This is a genomic window from Bordetella flabilis (assembly GCF_001676725.1).
Lineage (GTDB): Bacteria > Pseudomonadota > Gammaproteobacteria > Burkholderiales > Burkholderiaceae_B > Bordetella_C > Bordetella_C flabilis.
This window is the reverse complement of sequence record NZ_CP016172.1, coordinates 5,348,593-5,364,657: the sequence shown is the minus strand read 5'-3', so window position 1 is coordinate 5,364,657 and position 16,065 is coordinate 5,348,593. Positions and strand designations below refer to the sequence as shown.

16 protein-coding genes are annotated in these 16,065 nt (G+C 65.3%); 13 read left to right on the top strand and 3 right to left on the bottom strand.

Features of this window, described 5'->3' with window-relative positions; genetic code table 11:
* Nucleotides 1-20: 20 nt before the first annotated feature.
* A complete protein-coding gene (locus BAU07_RS23885) occupies nucleotides 21-1,790 on the bottom strand; it encodes a M61 family metallopeptidase (RefSeq protein WP_066663382.1) in 1,770 nt (589 codons plus the stop codon).
* A gap of 130 nt (nucleotides 1,791-1,920) precedes the next feature.
* Here BAU07_RS23885 and BAU07_RS23880 point away from each other — a divergent pair, with 130 nt between their 5' ends.
* The 11 genes from BAU07_RS23880 to BAU07_RS23830 all read left to right on the top strand — a co-directional run bounded on the left by BAU07_RS23880 (nucleotide 1,921) and on the right by BAU07_RS23830 (nucleotide 12,192).
* Nucleotides 1,921-2,697 (top strand): enoyl-CoA hydratase, encoded by a 777-nt coding sequence (locus BAU07_RS23880; protein WP_066663379.1) that lies wholly within the window; start codon nucleotides 1,921-1,923, stop codon nucleotides 2,695-2,697.
* 339 nt (nucleotides 2,698-3,036) lie between these two features.
* On the top strand, nucleotides 3,037-4,539 hold the full coding sequence (locus BAU07_RS23875) for a DUF1254 domain-containing protein (protein ID WP_066663377.1): 1,503 nt from the start codon (nucleotides 3,037-3,039) through the stop codon (nucleotides 4,537-4,539).
* 332 nt (nucleotides 4,540-4,871) lie between these two features.
* Complete coding sequence (locus BAU07_RS23870) at nucleotides 4,872-5,207, top strand: ATP synthase subunit I (RefSeq protein WP_232338192.1); 336 nt, start codon at nucleotides 4,872-4,874, stop codon at nucleotides 5,205-5,207.
* Nucleotides 5,208-5,275: 68 nt separating this feature from the next.
* A complete protein-coding gene (gene atpB / locus BAU07_RS23865; protein WP_066663375.1) occupies nucleotides 5,276-6,157 on the top strand; it encodes a F0F1 ATP synthase subunit A in 882 nt (293 codons plus the stop codon).
* Nucleotides 6,158-6,266: 109 nt separating this feature from the next.
* The gene (gene atpE, locus BAU07_RS23860; protein ID WP_003815363.1) at nucleotides 6,267-6,509 is read left to right on the top strand and encodes a F0F1 ATP synthase subunit C; all 243 of its coding nucleotides are present in this window, start codon (nucleotides 6,267-6,269) and stop codon (nucleotides 6,507-6,509) included.
* A 152-nt stretch (nucleotides 6,510-6,661) separates the two neighbouring features.
* Entirely contained in the window at nucleotides 6,662-7,132 is a 471-nt protein-coding gene (locus BAU07_RS23855; protein ID WP_066663373.1) for a F0F1 ATP synthase subunit B, read from the top strand.
* Nucleotides 7,133-7,144: 12 nt separating this feature from the next.
* Entirely contained in the window at nucleotides 7,145-7,684 is a 540-nt protein-coding gene (locus tag BAU07_RS23850; protein ID WP_066663370.1) for a F0F1 ATP synthase subunit delta, read from the top strand.
* A 48-nt stretch (nucleotides 7,685-7,732) separates the two neighbouring features.
* Nucleotides 7,733-9,274, top strand: a complete 1,542-nt coding sequence (gene atpA, locus BAU07_RS23845) for a F0F1 ATP synthase subunit alpha (RefSeq protein WP_066663367.1) — start codon at nucleotides 7,733-7,735, stop codon at nucleotides 9,272-9,274.
* A gap of 104 nt (nucleotides 9,275-9,378) precedes the next feature.
* Nucleotides 9,379-10,284: a F0F1 ATP synthase subunit gamma gene (gene atpG / locus BAU07_RS23840; RefSeq protein ID WP_066663363.1), complete on the top strand. Its 906-nt coding sequence runs from the start codon at nucleotides 9,379-9,381 to the stop codon at nucleotides 10,282-10,284.
* 72 nt (nucleotides 10,285-10,356) lie between these two features.
* Nucleotides 10,357-11,757, top strand: a complete 1,401-nt coding sequence (atpD, locus tag BAU07_RS23835) for a F0F1 ATP synthase subunit beta (RefSeq protein WP_066663361.1) — start codon at nucleotides 10,357-10,359, stop codon at nucleotides 11,755-11,757.
* A gap of 9 nt (nucleotides 11,758-11,766) precedes the next feature.
* Nucleotides 11,767-12,192 carry a F0F1 ATP synthase subunit epsilon gene (locus tag BAU07_RS23830; protein WP_066663358.1) on the top strand — a complete coding sequence of 142 codons (426 nt, stop codon included), beginning with the start codon at nucleotides 11,767-11,769 and terminating at the stop codon, nucleotides 12,190-12,192.
* A gap of 141 nt (nucleotides 12,193-12,333) precedes the next feature.
* Here the strand turns inward: BAU07_RS23830 and BAU07_RS23825 are convergent, their stop codons facing one another.
* Nucleotides 12,334-12,753: a cupin domain-containing protein gene (locus tag BAU07_RS23825; protein ID WP_198168841.1), complete on the bottom strand. Its 420-nt coding sequence runs from the start codon at nucleotides 12,751-12,753 to the stop codon at nucleotides 12,334-12,336.
* A gap of 41 nt (nucleotides 12,754-12,794) precedes the next feature.
* Nucleotides 12,795-13,274 (bottom strand): carboxymuconolactone decarboxylase family protein, encoded by a 480-nt coding sequence (locus BAU07_RS23820; protein ID WP_066663352.1) that lies wholly within the window; start codon nucleotides 13,272-13,274, stop codon nucleotides 12,795-12,797.
* Nucleotides 13,275-13,666: 392 nt separating this feature from the next.
* Between BAU07_RS23820 and BAU07_RS23815 the strand changes: the two genes are divergently transcribed.
* The gene (locus tag BAU07_RS23815; protein WP_066663349.1) at nucleotides 13,667-14,836 is read left to right on the top strand and encodes a PepSY-associated TM helix domain-containing protein; all 1,170 of its coding nucleotides are present in this window, start codon (nucleotides 13,667-13,669) and stop codon (nucleotides 14,834-14,836) included.
* A gap of 210 nt (nucleotides 14,837-15,046) precedes the next feature.
* Complete coding sequence (locus tag BAU07_RS23810; RefSeq protein WP_232338191.1) at nucleotides 15,047-15,988, top strand: helix-turn-helix domain-containing protein; 942 nt, start codon at nucleotides 15,047-15,049, stop codon at nucleotides 15,986-15,988.
* The last annotated feature ends 77 nt before the right edge of the window (nucleotides 15,989-16,065 follow it).

Genomic DNA, 16,065 nt, shown 5'->3' with positions numbered 1-16,065 from the left:
GCGGCGGACGGGATACCGGTTCAGGCGGCGACGCTGAGCACGCAGTCCAACGCCGGCTGCGCGGCAAGCCGCACGCGAAAGGCGCGCAGCTCGTCGCGCCGGAATACGTGCACGGTGACGGTATCGCCGGGACGGTACTGCGACAGCAGGATCTCCACGCCGGCCGGGGCGTCGACGCGCAAGCCGTCGATGGCGACCAGCACGTCGCCTGCCGACAGTCCGCCCTTATGCGCCGCACCGCCTTCAGTCACGCTGGCCAGGGCCACGCTATCGCCCTGTTTGCGGGTGCGGGCGTCCAGCGACGGCAGGTTGGAGGTGGGCTTCCATTGCAGGCTGATGCGCTGTTCGGCGAGCAGTTCGGCCAGGGGCGGGTCGGCGCGGCCGTCGGCGTAGCGGGCGATGAAGCCCCGCACGTCGACGCCGGTCGCATCGCGCACCAGGGCGGGCAGCGCGTCTTCCGGGATGCCTTGCGGCGTTCCGCGATAGAAGTCATGGCCGTAGCGGCGCCATAGCAGGCGCATCACGTCGTCCAGGGAATGACGGCCGCCGCTCTTGCGGCGCAACGTCAGGTCCAGCGCCAGCGCGAGCAGCGCGCCCTTCGTGTAGTAGCTGACGATGGCGTTGGGCGAATTCTCGTCCTGCTTGTAATAGCGCGTCCATGCGTCGAAGGAGCTTTCGGTCACCGACTGTTTGGCGCGTCCCGGCGTACGGGCGACCGATGTAATGGTCTTGGCCAGCAGGCGCAGGTAGTCGGCCTGCGTGATCGTGCCGGACCGCAGCAGGAAAAGATCGTCGTAGTAGGAGGTGAAACCTTCGAATACCCAGAGCAGCCGGGTCAGCGCGGGGCCGGCAAGATCGTAGGGGGCGAAGGCCGCCGGCTTGATGCGCTTGACGTTCCAGGTATGGAAGTATTCGTGGCTGACCAGGCCGAGAAAGGTGCGGTAGCCTTCGCCCTGGCCGGTCTGTCCCTTGACGGGCAGGTCCTTGCGAGCGGCCATGAGCGCCGTGGAGGCACGGTGTTCCAGCCCGCCGTAGCCGTCGCCCGTGACCATGGTCATGAAGACGTAGCGGTCGCTGCTGTCCAGGAAGGGCGCGCGCCGCGTCTGGGGCTCGAAGAAGGCGATCTGCGTTTCGCAGATGCGCTGCACGTCGGCCGTGATACGGGCCAGGTCCAGGCGGGGCAGGACGCCGGTGAAGACCAGTTCATGCTCGGCGCCGTGCGCCGTGAAGCGCGCCACTTGCGGCGTGCCCATTTCAACGGGATGGTCGATCAGCGCGTCGTAGTCGGGCGCGCGATACAGGCCGAAGCCATGGCGGCGCGCCGCGCCCTTCATGCCGCGCGCCTCGGGCAGGCTGGTGTATACCTTCCAGCCTTCGATGCCGGGCGGCGGTTGCAGGTCGACCAGGCAGGGAAGGTGGGCCTGCCCCACGACGCACAGGTAGACGCTGGTGCCGTTGAAGAACGCATGCGTCTCGTCCAGATGCGCGCCCCGCACGGACAGGTCCCAGGCGTAGACCGTGTATTCAATGGTCAGCGGCCCATCCACCGGCGCCGCTTTCCAGGTATGGTTGTCAGTCTTCGCCACCGGCACCGCGCGGCCGCCGGCGTGGGCTTTCAAGGTTTCGATCTGGCGGGAAAAGTCGCGGATCAGATAGCTGCCTGGGATCCAGGCGGGCAGCGTCAGCGCTTGTCCGTCCGGATCGGGGGCATCGATCGTAAGCACGATGCGAAATCGATGACCCGCCGGGTCATGCGGTTGCAGGCGGTAAATTACGGGTTGCGGGTCCATTATTCCGGTGTTGCGTCGTCAATGGGCGCATTCTAATGGCTGGGGCCTCTTTATACAGTCCGAGCGGGCCCGGCCGGGCCGCCGCTGGAAACGGCCCATGAGCCACCCCTTTTCTTAACAGGAGACATCCATGAGCGAATCGTTGGTGCTGATCGAGACGCGCGGACGCGTCGGCTTGCTGACGCTGAACCGGCCTAAGGCCCTGAATGCCTTGAACGACGCCTTGATGGATGAACTCGGCCAGGCGCTGCTGGACTTCGAGAAGGACGACTCCATCGGCGCCATCGTCATTACGGGCAGCGAGAAGGCCTTTGCCGCCGGCGCGGACATCGGGGCGATGAAGGACTGGTCATACATGGACGTGTATGGCACGGACTACATCACTCGCAATTGGGAAACCTTGAAGCGCATCCGCAAGCCGGTCATCGCCGCCGTGGCGGGATATGCGCTGGGCGGCGGCTGCGAACTGGCGATGATGTGCGACATCCTGATCGCGGCCGATACGGCCAAGTTCGGCCAGCCGGAAATCAAGCTGGGCGTCATACCGGGGGCGGGCGGCACGCAGCGGCTGCCGCGTGCCGTGGGCAAGGCCAAGGCCATGGACCTGGTGCTGACGGCACGCATGATGAACGCCGACGAGGCCGACCGTGCCGGCCTCGTCTCCCGGGTGGTGCCCGCGGACAAGTTGCTGGACGAGGCCATCGAAGTCGCCACCGTGATCGCGGCGATGTCGCTGCCCGCCGTGATGATGGCCAAGGAATGCGTCAACCGCGCCTTCGAGTCCACGCTGAATGAGGGCATGCTGTTCGAACGGCGCCTGTTTCACTCGCTGTTCGGCACGCGCGACCAGAAGGAAGGGATGGCTGCCTTCGTGGAGAAACGCAAGGCGAACTTCCAGCACCGGTAGGGAAGGAGGCAGCGGCAACCTGCCTCGCCGCGGGGGGCCGCCGGTCCTGCCCATGCCCCATGCCCATGCCCATGCCCATGCCCATGCCCCGATGCCTCGATGTGGCGGATGCCGGCAAGGCCCTGCCGTCGCGGACGCATCCTGACACGGCGCGCGGGCTGGTCAAAATTTCCATCGTGTAACAAGGAGGGATGCCGGGCATAGGCGCAGGTTCGCGTTGCGTGGCGCCATTCGCCTGATGAATCCTCAAGGAGAGGCTCCATCACCCGGCCCGTTCGGCAGAGCAGGCGCGCCGGTTGCTGATGGGGCCCGCTCGGTAACAACAAAGGAGCCTCTCCCATGCGAACTGTTTCCCCATCCGGCAAATGGCGGCTTGCCGCCCTGGCCTGCATCCTCGGCTTCAGTGGCCTGGCGTCCGCCCAGGCGCCGCGTCCCACCATGCGTATGGTGTCGCAGACGCCGGCCCCCGTGACCGCCCCGGCTCCCGCGCTGAGCGCGCAGGAGCTGCATGACACCGCCGTCGATGCCTACATCTATGCCTATCCCATGGTGGTGATGGAGCTGACGCGCCGCAATGCCACCAGCGTCGCTTCGCCCCTGGACGGCAAGGCGCCCATGAACCAGTTCGGCCACAAGGCGGCCTTCCCGGACGCCCGTACCCCCGGTGCGCGCTGGCCGAACGCCGATACGCTGTATTCCGGCATGTGGTACGACGTCAGCAACGCGCCCTTGATCGTGCGTGTGCCGGATCCGGGCAATCGGTACTACGTGCTGTCCTTGATGGACATGTGGACGGACGTCTTTGCGTCGCGCGGGACGCGCACCAATGGCAACGGCCCGCAGGCGTTCGCCATCGTGGGGCCGTATTGGCGAGGGACGCTGCCGCCGGGCGTCGACGTGGTGCGCAGCCCGACTTCCACCGGCTGGGTGCTGGGCCATGTCGAGACCCGTGGCCCTTCCGACTACCCCAGCGTGAACCAGTTCCAGGCCAATCTCGCCGTATCGCCCTATGTCGAGCCGCGCCCCTTTACGCCGGGCGCGCGTCCGGCCCCCCTGGGCGCCATGCCGCCCGCGGTCCCGGCCGTGCCGCAGACCCAGGCCACCCAGGTACCGCCGGTGGAGCAGGTGGCCGCCATGGACGCGGCGACCTTCTGGGGCATATTCGCCGATGTGGTGCGCAATAACCCGCCGCATGCCAATGACTACCCCATGCTGGACCGCCTGCGCCGCATCGGCCTGGGCACCACCGCGCCCATGGCGTTCAACCAACTGGATCCCGCCGTCCAGCAGGCCTTGACGCAGGCCGGCCCGGAGGCCGGGCGCCGCATCGCGGATTACGTAACGCGCCTCGGTACCGGCATCAATGGCTGGAACACCGTGTCGGGCGGCATCGGCACCTACGGGACCAACTATCTGCGCCGGGCCGCGGTCGCCTATGCCGGCCTGGGCGCCGGCGTGCCGGAGGACGTGATGTATCCGGTGACCCTGATCGACGACGAGGGCGACCGGCTGACCGGCAACGAGGACTATGTGCTGCATTTCGACAAGGGGCAACTGCCGCCGGTCAACGCCTTCTGGTCGCTGAACCTGTACGGTCCGGGCCAGGGCTTCGTCGACAATCCGGCGAACCGCTATTCGATCCGCAGCACGGACAACCTGCGCTACAACGCCGACGGCTCGCTGGACATCTATATCCAGCACCGGGCCCCGGGCCGGGACAGGCAGAGCAACTGGCTGCCGACGCCCGCCGACGGGCCCTTCATGCTGAACATGCGCCTGTACTGGCCCAAGGAAACGGCGCTGGACCAGCAATGGGCGCCGCCTCCGGTGCGGGAGGACTGACGCCAGGAGCCCCGGTCGCCGGCGCGGCGCGGGGGCTTTGCGAACAAGCGGGGGCGGACCAGGTCCGGCCCCGTTTTTTTTGCGCCCGGTCTCAGCAGTCTGTCAGCCGGGCGGTTTGCCCGGTCCTTCGAATTCCAGCTATACTCCAATAGTTTGACGCTTGCGGGATTGAGATCGTGGTTGCGTCGTCCAGGCATCGGTCCGAGGGCTTTGAGGTTCAACACCTCGAGGCTGAAGGTTTCGGGAAGGATGGGCAGGCCGAACTGGTGCTCGGTGCGGAGGAAAGAGCCGCACTGAAGGCAAGAACAAGCCGGGGGCTGATTAGGGTCGTCGTGGCGCAAGGCGTCATGGCGGTACTGGCGACGGTGGTTGCCTGGGTAGTTGCGGGGGCGGCGGCTGGGCTGTCGGCGCTGGTGGGGGCGGGGGCGTATCTGGTGCCAAACACACTGTTTGCACTGCGGTTGCTGCTGGACGCACACCGGCCGGGTCAGGCCAATCCGTTCACTTTCTTCCTGGGCGAAGCTTTCAAGCTGGGCATGACGGTTCTGCTGTTGTGGCTGGCGGTTTACCTTGGGGGCGAGCACATCGTATGGCCCGCCATGCTGATCGGTCTGGTCTGCGTGCTCAAGGGGTATGTATTGCTCTTGGTGTCCGGCAAGTTGTCGTAGCGACGCTTCTAATCGTTCAAAAATGGCTGGCGTGACGCGCCAGCGACAGCAAACAGGGTAGGAAACAAATGGCTGCTGCCAGCGGCGTGTCGCCTCAGTCCGAATACATCCAGCACCATCTGGTGCACATGAACAACATCGGCGAAAAGCAATCCGCGATCGCCAATTTTTCGGTCATCAACTACGACTCCCTGTTCTGGTCCATCCTGATGGGGCTGATCGTCGTGTTCTTCCTGTGGCGCGCGGCCCGCAAGGCCACCGTCGGCGTCCCGGGCCGCTTCCAGATGTTCGTGGAATCGCTGGTCGACATGGTGGAAGAGCAGGCCAAGAGCATCGTGCCGAACGAAGTGTCGCGCCGCTTTGTGTCGCCGCTGGCCTTGACGGTATTCCTGTGGATCGTGCTGATGAACGCGCTGGATCTGCTGCCCGTCGACCTCCTGGCCACGATCTTCCGCCTTACCGGCCTGGGCGCGCACCATCACGACCTGCTGTACTACCACCGCATCCTGCCGACGGCCGACCTGAACATCCCCATGGGCATGTCGCTGGGCGTGTTGCTGCTGATGTTCTATTACGGCCTGAAGATCAAGCACCCCGGCGGCTTCCTCAAGGAACTGGTCACCGCGCCCTTCCACGCGCATGGCTTCATGGCGGTCCTGCTGCTGCCCTTCAACCTGCTCCTGAACCTCATCGAATATGCGGCCAAGTCCGTTTCGCTGGGCATGCGGTTGTTCGGCAACATGTTCGCCGGCGAATTGATTTTCATGCTGATTGCCTTGCTGGGCGGCGCCTGGACGGGTTTCAACGCCAGCAGCATCGGCCTGGGCATCGGCCAGCTGGTCGCGGGCTCCATCTGGGCGATCTTCCACATCCTGATCGTGCTGCTGCAGGGCTTCATCTTCATGATGCTGACCCTGGTCTACCTCGGACAGGCACACGAAGGGCATTGAACCGGTTTTCCGGCGTGGGCCCAGGCCCGCGCCGGTACGCAAGATTTTCTTGCATTGCGCTGTACCACTTCCAATCACCTGACTTCAGATTTCTCAACAAGGAGTTGTCATGACCAACGTAGCTTTCGTTGCTCTCGCTTGCGGTCTCATCATCGGTCTGGGCGCCATCGGCGCTTGCATCGGTATCGCACTGATGGGGGGCAAATACCTGGAAGCTTCGGCTCGTCAGCCTGAACTGATGAACGCCCTGCAAACCAAGATGTTCCTGCTGGCTGGCCTGATCGACGCGGCGTTCCTGATCGGCGTCGGTATCGCCATGCTGTTCGCGTTCGCCAACCCGTTCGTCGGCTGATGGCGCATGCCCGCCGCGTGTGGCGGGTCTGGACGCCGGCGGTGACTGCCATGGCCTTTACGGCCTTTGCGCAGGGCCGCCGGCAAGTATCGAGTGCTCCGTGGCAGCCTGATGTGGCTGCCGGAGTCGTAAGGTGTTAAAGGGAAACGACCGTGAATCTGAACGCGACGATCTTTTTCCAGATGCTCGTGTTCTTCGTTCTGGGCTGGTTCACGATGAAATTCGTGTGGCCGCCCTTGACGAAGGCGATGGATGAGCGCCGCCAGAAAATCGCCGACGGCCTGGCCGCGGCGGAAAAGGGCAAGGCCGACCTCGCCCAGGCACAGGCGCGCATCAGTCTGATCGAGGCTTCTGCGAAGTCTGAAAACCACGCCCGCATGGTCGAGGCGGAGAAGCAGGCCAACATGCTGATCGACGAAGCTCGCCGCGAAGCGGAAGCCGAGCGCGCGCGCATCGTCGCGCAGGCCAAGCAGGACGCCGAGCGGGAAGTGCAGCGCGTACGCGACCAGTTGCGCGATGAAGTCGCCGCCCTGGCCGTCGCAGGCGCCGAACAGATCCTCAAGCGCGAGGTCGACGCCCGCGCCCATGCCGAGCTGCTGACCCAGCTCAAGGCCCAGCTTTAACCCGGAAACGTCATGGCTGAACTATCGACAGTCGCCCGACCTTATGCCGAGGCCATGTTCGCCGCCGCGCGCGAGGACAAGGCCGGCCTGGACTTCTGGGCCGGGCTGATGAATCAAATGGCCCAGGCCGCCGCCAACCCGGACGTGCGTGCAGCCATGTCGGATCCCCGGCTCGGGGACGCCGATCGCGTGCAGGCCTTTACCGGCCTGCTGCAAGGCGAAGTGCCCCCGGCCGTCCGGAATTTCATCGCCCTGCTGGTCGAAAACGACCGCCTGCTTCTGCTGCCGGAAATCGCCGTACAGTTCGGGGCGCTCAAGAACCGCCACGAAGGTACGGCGCAGGCCGACATCACCAGCGCGTTCGAGATGACGCCGGAGCAGGTCAAGGATTTGCTGACTGCCCTGGAGTTGAAATTCGGCCTCAAGCTCAAGCCCCGCGTGACCGTCGATTCCTCCCTAATCGGAGGTGTTCGCGTGGCGGTGGGGGACCAGGTACTCGATACATCCGTGCGCGCCCAACTGGCGCGCATGCGCGATACGCTGGCGGCATAGGGCCAGGCCCGGCCGCCCCGCGATTAACAGGATTCCAGGAGTCTGAACATGCAACTCAATCCCTCCGAGATCAGCGAACTGCTCAAGAGCCGCATCGAGGGTCTGGGCGCTTCGACCGATATCCGTACCCAGGGCACGGTTGTTTCCGTGACCGACGGTATTACCCGCATCCACGGCCTGTCCGACGTGATGCAGGGCGAAATGCTCGAATTTCCCAATAACACCTTCGGCCTGGCGCTGAACCTCGAGCGCGACTCGGTGGGCGCCGTGATTCTGGGCGACTACACCGGCGTATCGGAAGGCGACCAGGTCAAGACCACCGGCCGTATTCTGGAAGTGCCGGTCGGTCCGGAGCTGAAGGGCCGCGTGGTCAACACGCTGGGCGAGCCGATCGACGGCCGCGGTCCGATCAACACCAAGGAAACCGACGTGATCGAAAAGGTCGCGCCGGGCGTGATCGCGCGCCGCTCCGTGTCCCAGCCGCTCCAGACCGGTATCAAGGCGATCGACTCCATGGTGCCGATCGGCCGTGGCCAGCGCGAGCTGATCATCGGCGACCGCCAGACCGGCAAGACCGCCGTCGCGGTCGACACCATCATCAGCCAGAAGGGCAAGGGCGTCACCTGCGTGTACGTCGCCATCGGCCAGAAGGCGTCCACGATCAACAACGTGGTGCGCAAGCTGGAAGAGCACGGCGCGATGGAATACACCATCGTCGTGGCCGCTGCCGCCTCCGACTCCGCCGCCATGCAATACCTGGCGCCGTATGCCGGCTGCACCATGGGCGAATACTTCCGCGACCGCGGCGAGGACGCGCTGATCGTCTATGACGACCTGACCAAGCAGGCCTGGGCTTACCGCCAGGTATCGCTGCTGCTGCGTCGCCCCCCGGGCCGCGAAGCCTATCCCGGCGACGTGTTCTACCTGCACTCGCGCCTGCTCGAGCGCGCCGCCCGCGTGAACGAAGACTACGTCGAAAGGTTCACCAACGGCGCCGTGAAGGGCAAGACCGGTTCGCTGACCGCGCTGCCCATCATCGAAACGCAGGCCGGCGACGTGTCCGCCTTCGTGCCGACCAACGTGATCTCGATCACCGACGGCCAGATCTTCCTGGAAACCGACCTGTTCAACGCAGGCGTGCGTCCCGCCATCAACGCCGGTATCTCGGTGTCGCGGGTCGGCGGCGCGGCGCAGACCAAGGTCATCAAGAAGCTGTCCGGCGGTATCCGTACCGACCTGGCGCAGTACCGGGAACTGGCGGCCTTCGCGCAGTTCGCTTCCGACCTGGACGACGCCACCCGCCGTCAGCTGGAACGCGGCAAGCGCGTGGTCGAACTGCTCAAGCAGCCGCAGTACCAGCCGTTGCAGGTGTGGGAGCTGGCGCTCAGCCTGTACACCGTGAACAACGGCTACCTGGACGATGTCGACGTGCCGCAGGTGCTGGGCTTCGAGAAGGCGCTGAAGGATCACATGAAGTCCAAGCATGCGGACCTGATCCAGCGCATCGAAGACACCAAGGAACTGTCCAAGGATGACGAGGCCGTGTTGGCCGCCGAACTCCAGGAGTTCAAGAAGCACGGTGCTTTTTAAGACATTTTGACTGTGATGAGGTCGGCGGGCGCCAGGCGCGCGCCTGGCCTGCAAGGCGGGCAGGGTGATTCACCCGCCGCCGACCGTCTCACCAGGAAAGCGCAATGCCCGGAATCAAGGAAATCCGTACCAAGATCAAGAGCGTGCAGAACACGCGCAAGATCACCAAGGCGATGGAGATGGTCGCCGCGTCCAAAATGCGCAAGGCGCAGGAACGGATGCGGACCGGCCGTCCCTATGCCACCAAGGTGCGCGACATCGCGTCGCACCTGATGCAGGCCAATCCGGAATACAGCCACCCCTACCTGGAAGAACGCGAACAGGTCAAGGCCGTGGGTGTGGTGCTGGTGACGACCGACAAGGGCTTGTGCGGCGGCCTGAACACCAATATCTCGCGCGTCGCCCTGGCCAAGCTGAAGGAATTCCAGCAGCGGGGCGTGCAGGTGCAGTTCACCGCGCTCGGCAACAAGGGCCTGGGCCTGCTCACCCGGATCAGCGCCACGCTGGTATCGCAGGAGACCGGGATGGGCGACCAGCCGCACCTGGATCGCCTGCTGGGCGCCATCAAGGTGCAGCTCGATGCCTTCCTGGACGGCCGCATCGACGAGCTCTACGTCGCCACCACGCGCTTCGTCAACACGATGAAGCAGGAGCCGGTGTTCCTGCGCCTGCTGCCCTTGCCCAGCGGCGACCTGGAAGACCCCTTTCGTGGCGGCGAGACGGCGGCTTCGGCCGGCCTGAAGAGCGACTACAGCTGGGACTATATCTACGAGCCGGATGCGCGGACCGTGATCGACGAGCTGCTGCAACGCTATGTCGAAGGCGTGCTGTACCAGGCGGTGGCCGAGAACATGGCCTCGGAGCAATCCGCCCGCATGGTGGCCATGAAGGCCGCCTCGGACAACGCCAAGAAGGTGATCGGCGACCTGCAACTGGTCTACAACAAGACGCGCCAGGCTGCGATCACCAAGGAAATTTCGGAAATCGTGGGGGGCGCCGCCGCCGTCTGACCGGGTCGACATCGTCGCCGGTTTCACGGATGCAGCATCCCGACAGGACATAGAGTTATCAAAGGAATCGACATGAGCAACGGAACCATCGTTCAGTGCATCGGCGCCGTGGTGGATATTCAGTTCCCCCGCGATCACATGCCCAAGATCTACGAAGCCCTTACGCTGGCCGAGGAAGGCAACTCCTTCGCCGAGCAGGGCCTGACCTTCGAAGTCCAGCAGCAACTGGGCGACGGCGTCGTGCGCACCATCGCGCTGGGCTCCAGCGACGGCCTGCGCCGCGGCATGAACGTCATCAAGACCGGCGCGCCGATCTCGGTGCCGGTCGGCACCGGTACGCTGGGCCGCATCATGGACGTGCTGGGTCGTCCCATCGACGAAGCCGGCCCCATCCAGCACGAGGAAAAGCGCGGCATTCACCAGAATGCCCCGGCCTTCGACGAATTGTCGCCGTCGGTGGAACTGCTCGAAACCGGCATCAAGGTGATCGACCTTGTGTGCCCCTTCGCCAAGGGCGGCAAGGTCGGCCTGTTCGGCGGCGCCGGCGTCGGCAAGACCGTGAACATGATGGAACTCATCAACAACATCGCCAAGCAGCACAGCGGTTTGTCGGTGTTTGCCGGCGTGGGCGAACGTACCCGCGAAGGCAACGACTTCTACCATGAAATGGAAGAGTCGAACGTTCTGGACAAGGTCGCCATGGTGTTCGGCCAGATGAACGAACCTCCGGGCAACCGTCTGCGCGTGGCGCTGACCGGCCTGACGATGGCCGAAAAGTTCCGTGACGAAGGCCGGGACATCCTGTTCTTCGTGGACAACATCTATCGCTACACGCTGGCCGGTACCGAAGTGTCGGCGCTGCTGGGCCGGATGCCGTCGGCGGTGGGCTACCAGCCCACCCTGGCCGAGGAAATGGGCAAGCTGCAGGAGCGCATCACCTCGACCAAGACCGGTTCGATCACCTCCATCCAGGCCGTGTACGTGCCCGCGGATGACTTGACCGACCCGTCCCCGGCCACTACCTTCCAGCATCTGGATTCCACGGTCGTGCTGTCGCGTGACATCGCCGCCCTGGGTATCTACCCGGCCGTCGAACCGCTCGACTCCACCAGCCGCCAGCTGGATCCCCAGGTCGTGGGCGAAGAGCACTACGCCGTGGCCCGTGGCGTGCAGCAGACGCTGCAGCGCTACAAGGAACTGCGCGACATCATCGCGATCCTGGGCATGGACGAACTGGCGCCGGAAGACAAGCTGGCCGTCGCCCGCGCCCGGAAGATCCAGCGTTTCCTCTCGCAGCCTTTCCACGTCGCCGAAGTGTTCACCGGCTCCCCCGGCAAGTATGTGCCGCTGGCCGAGACCATCCGCGGCTTCAAGATGATCGTGGACGGCGAGTGCGACGCGCTGCCCGAGCAGGCCTTCTACATGGTTGGCACCATCGACGAAGCCTTCGAGAAGGCCAAGAAACTGCAATAAGGATCCGATATGGCTACCCTGCACGTCGATGTGGTCAGCGCGGAAGCCTCGATCTTCTCCGGTGAGGCGAAGTTCGTGGTTCTGCCTGGCGAGGCGGGTGAGCTGGGCATCCTGCCCGGCCATACGCCGCTGATTTCGCGGGTCCGCCCCGGCACGCTGAAAATCGTCCGCGCGGACGACGGCGAAGAGAACGTGTTTGTCGCCGGCGGCATCCTGGAAGTCCAGCCCGGCAGCGTGACGGTACTGGCCGATACGGCCATCCGCGCCGCCGACCTGGACGAGGCGAAGGCCGAGGCCGCTCGCCAGAAAGCCCAGGAGGCGCTGCGCAACGCCAAGGACAAGGCGGATATCGCCGTGGTCGAAGCCGAGCTGGCCATGTTGGCCGCGCAGGCCCTGGCCGCGCGCCGCCTGCGTTCGGCGGGTCGCCGCAACTGAAGCGCTCGCCATGCGGGCGGCATCCATGGATGCCGCCGCGCGATGGCATCGGGCTGTCTCCGCGCCAGCAAGCATTGCAAAAAAGCCAGGCATTGCCTGGCTTTTTTGCGTCCATAGCGTGCCCCCGGAAAGGGCGTCCGCTCAGTCCTCGGTGGTCAATGCCGTTTCGTCCGTATCGACGACGAAAACGGCCAGCAGGCGAGCCGGTTCCGTGGTGCTGGCATTGGCGCTCACCGCGTGGTGGTCCCCAGGCAGCTCGGTGAAGTTCTCACCCGCGCGGTAGATCTTCTCCGGTCCGTCGTTGACCTTGCTGCGTATCGCGCCCTCGAGCACGGTCGCGTAGATGAACGCGGACTTGGCATGGGTATGCGCCGGCGTGAACGCCCCTGGCGCGTACTGCACCAGTACGCCCTTGATACTTTTGCCCGGGACGTTGGGCAGCGCGTGTTCGTAGACCAGGCTGACCTTGGACGCCTCGTCCCCGTGTGCGTACGCGGCGGAGGATGCGCCGGCCAGGGCGCACGTCGCGGCCAGGGTGGCCAGCATGCCCGCGAGTTTCATGGCTGGCCGGCGTGGACGGGCGGATACGAAATACGGTTTCATCACTTCAACCCCGCCTTGTCCAGTCCGAAGGCGGCATCGGCCGATCCGGGTTCCGGCCGGAACGACACGCTCAGCCGGTTCCAGCCGTTGATACCGACGATCTGCAGCGTCAGGACGGAGAGTTCTTCTTCGTTGAAGTGTGCACGGGCCTTTTCATAGGCTTCGTCGGGAACGCCGTGCGGCGGCAGGTTGGTGACCACCTCGGTCCACGCCAGGGCCGCCTTTTCGCGTTCACTGAACAGGGGCGATTCCCACCACACGGCGACGTGGTACAGGCGCAGTTCGCGTTCGCCGCGGATTTTCGCTTCCTTGGAATGCATGTCGACGCAGAAGGCGCATCCGTTCAACTGCGAGGCGCGCATATTGACCAGATCGCCCAGCTCACGGACGAGCGGGTGCTTCTTCAGTGCATTGCTGAATTCCATGTACTTCTGCGATAGATCGGCGGCGGCTTGGTAATAGTTAACTCGTTGGCTCATGGTGCGGTGCTCCGGTAGAGGGTCGGGCCCCGGGCCGGGCCGAGCGGGATACGTACGGCGATGGCGTCGGGGGCCGGTGTGCCCATTCATGATGGTCCCTTCTCGGGCCCATGAAAAGCACCAAGAATGCGCAATCGGAATGCACCATCGGGGCATCGAGACGCCCGTGCTGGCGGCCTCCCCGGCGCCGCGCCACGGCCTTGGGCCGTCAGGCGTCAGGCTCGTCGGATGCGATCCGCGCGGGACCCGTCAGGCTGTCCGGCGCAGGTCGGACCGCCGCCGGAATCCCGATTGGTGTGCCGCCCGCGTATGAATCGGATGACAGTGGGTACAATACTGAGACACATTCTTATTAACAATAACCGCTACCCTGCGCCGCCGGAGCCGACAGAATGGGAAAGCTGTCCCTCAAGACCTGGTTCGAGATACATAAATGGAGCAGTCTGGTTTGCACCGTCTTCCTGCTGCTGCTTTGCATCACCGGCCTTCCGCTGATCTTCACGCACGAGATCGACCACTGGCTGGACGACGCCGAGCCCTATGCCGTGGTGGAGCCCGGTACGCCGCGCGCCAGCCTGGACGCGATGGTCGCCACGACCAAGCGCCTGTATCCGAAGGACCAGATCGAGTGGTTGTATATCGATGACGAAGACCCGCAGGTCCTGATCGGGCTCAACCCGCAGCCGGGCGAGGACGACCTGGCGCACCGCCTGCGTTTCGATGCGCATACCGGCCAGATGCTCAAGCACTACCCGCCGGCGGACGAGGAGGGCCATAGCTTCATGGAGATCATGCTGCACCTGCATGTCGACATGTTTGCGGGCCTGCCGGGCGAACTGTTCCTGGGTTTCATGGGGCTGCTTTTCTGTGTGGCGATCGTATCCGGCGTGGTGCTGTACCCGCCGTACATGAAAAAGATCCCTTTCGGCACCGTCCGCGGCGAACGGTCCACGCGGATCAAATGGCTGGACCTGCATAACCTGCTGGGCGTGGTCACTCTGAGCTGGGCCTTCGTGGTCGGCTTCACGGGCGTTATCAACGAGCTGTCCACGCCGCTGTTCAAATACTGGCAAGGGACGGCCATGCAGGCCCTGCTGGCGCCGTATCAAGGCCACTCGACGCCACAGGGCGGCGAGCTGGCATCGCTGGATGCCGCGTACGACACGGTGGCTAAGGCCCAGCCCGGCATGTCCGTCAGCACGTTCAATTTCCCCGGCAATCCGTTCGGCAGCCCGTATCACTATGTCGTGTGGACGCGCGGCAACAGCACGCTGACGTCGCGCCTGTTCAGTCCTTCGCTGGTGGACGCGCGCACGGGCGCGCTGACCGCGCAGGTCGAAATGCCGTGGTACCTGCGCGCGCTGGAGGTTTCCCGGCCGCTGCACTTCGGCGATTACGCGGGGATGCCCCTGAAGATCATCTGGGCCGTGTTGGACTTGATCACCATCGTCGTGCTGGGCAGCGGGTTGTACCTGTGGATCGCGCGCCGCAAATCGGCCGCGGCGCGGCTGGCCGAGATCGAAGCGCGGCACAAATCCTGGGGCCAGGCAGCGAAAGCCTGATCCGCGGTGTCGCGTCGGTTACCCTGCACTGCGCCATGTCGGCGTAGCGCCTGATCCGGTCCGCGCTGCCGTCATCCGTGGCTTGATCCGTCCGTACTGTCTGTCCGTGCTCTCCCTTACGTAGGTTCCGCAGTGTGGACCTTGCGTATTGTGACGGGTCCGCGGCCTGTCTAGGCTTGCACCTTCGGAGACACGGAAGGAGCGATGGCGATGCGCGAGACGCTGGATTGCGGCGTACTGATGGTGCCGGCCCACGCCAGCTGGATGCAGGGGTGGGTGCAGCGGCATGGCGCCGCACTGAGCCACATACGGCTGCATGCGGTCCAGGTGGAAGAAGGCAGCGGCGGGGCGGCGTCGGGTGGTGACGCAACGGCCCATGCCGGCGCCCCGGTTGCCGCGCAGTTCCTGGCGCGCATGGCCATGTCCTTGCGCCGCTTCGATGCCTGCCTGCTGCCCGCCAGCGCGGCGACGCTGGCATGGACGCGCACGGCGCTGTCCTGCGCGGGCGATGGCTTGCATACGCCCTTGGTGGGCGTGGCGCGCGGACTGAAGGCGGCGGCGGTCGAAGACCTGCTGGCGCTGGGCATGCGGGACTTCGTGCGCGATCCCGTATGTCCCGAAGAACTGCGTGTCCGGCTGGACCGCGTGGCGGGCGGCAAACGGGTTGCCGGCGTGGGTGGACCATTGGCGGCGCCGGACAAGGCCGGCGGGCGGAGCGCGGGACTGCACGGGCTCCTGGCGGAGCCGCACGATGCATGGCCAGGCCCGCCCACGCCTGCCCAGTCCTTGTGCGAGCCCGGCTGGCACTACCCCGCGACGCGGCCGGACCGCGGCGAGTGCCGGCCGCGCCTGCCCCAGGATGCCATCGACCATGCCCTGCTTTCCATCCAGGCGGCACCGCGCATTCATCCCGACGAGCCGTTCCGGGTCGCGAAATCGCGCGTGGTCGACAGCTTCGAACGCGACTACCTGCGTACGGCTCTCTCGCGCCACTCCGGCAATGTTGCGCGTGCCGCGCGCGCTTCGGCCAAACATCGCCGTGCGTTCTGGGCGCTGATGCGCAAGCACGATATCGACGCGGCGCCCTACCGGCCTCGGCGGGATGCCGCAGAGGCCGGGTTACCGGGAGACGGCAGTGGCGCCAACGCATGAGCAAAGCCCTCGAGCCGCCGGCTGCACGGCCTGGCGGAGGCTGGCGGTATGACGGCCGGGTCGCGGCGGGCGGGTAA

Excerpts from the sequence above, each read along its gene's own strand:
- BAU07_RS23885 (WP_066663382.1), bottom strand. The coding sequence starts at position 1,790 with ATGGACCCGCAACCCGTAATTTACCGCCTGCAACCGCATGACCCGGCG.
- BAU07_RS23880 (WP_066663379.1), top strand. The coding sequence starts at position 1,921 with ATGAGCGAATCGTTGGTGCTGATCGAGACGCGCGGACGCGTCGGCTTG.
- BAU07_RS23875 (WP_066663377.1), top strand. The coding sequence starts at position 3,037 with ATGCGAACTGTTTCCCCATCCGGCAAATGGCGGCTTGCCGCCCTGGCC.
- atpB (WP_066663375.1), top strand. The coding sequence starts at position 5,276 with ATGGCTGCTGCCAGCGGCGTGTCGCCTCAGTCCGAATACATCCAGCAC.
- atpE (WP_003815363.1), top strand. The coding sequence starts at position 6,267 with ATGACCAACGTAGCTTTCGTTGCTCTCGCTTGCGGTCTCATCATCGGT.
- BAU07_RS23850 (WP_066663370.1), top strand. The coding sequence starts at position 7,145 with ATGGCTGAACTATCGACAGTCGCCCGACCTTATGCCGAGGCCATGTTC.
- atpA (WP_066663367.1), top strand. The coding sequence starts at position 7,733 with ATGCAACTCAATCCCTCCGAGATCAGCGAACTGCTCAAGAGCCGCATC.
- atpG (WP_066663363.1), top strand. The coding sequence starts at position 9,379 with ATGCCCGGAATCAAGGAAATCCGTACCAAGATCAAGAGCGTGCAGAAC.
- atpD (WP_066663361.1), top strand. The coding sequence starts at position 10,357 with ATGAGCAACGGAACCATCGTTCAGTGCATCGGCGCCGTGGTGGATATT.
- BAU07_RS23830 (WP_066663358.1), top strand. The coding sequence starts at position 11,767 with ATGGCTACCCTGCACGTCGATGTGGTCAGCGCGGAAGCCTCGATCTTC.
- BAU07_RS23825 (WP_198168841.1), bottom strand. The coding sequence starts at position 12,753 with ATGAAACTCGCGGGCATGCTGGCCACCCTGGCCGCGACGTGCGCCCTG.
- BAU07_RS23820 (WP_066663352.1), bottom strand. The coding sequence starts at position 13,274 with ATGAGCCAACGAGTTAACTATTACCAAGCCGCCGCCGATCTATCGCAG.
- BAU07_RS23815 (WP_066663349.1), top strand. The coding sequence starts at position 13,667 with ATGGGAAAGCTGTCCCTCAAGACCTGGTTCGAGATACATAAATGGAGC.
- BAU07_RS23810 (WP_232338191.1), top strand. The coding sequence starts at position 15,047 with ATGCGCGAGACGCTGGATTGCGGCGTACTGATGGTGCCGGCCCACGCC.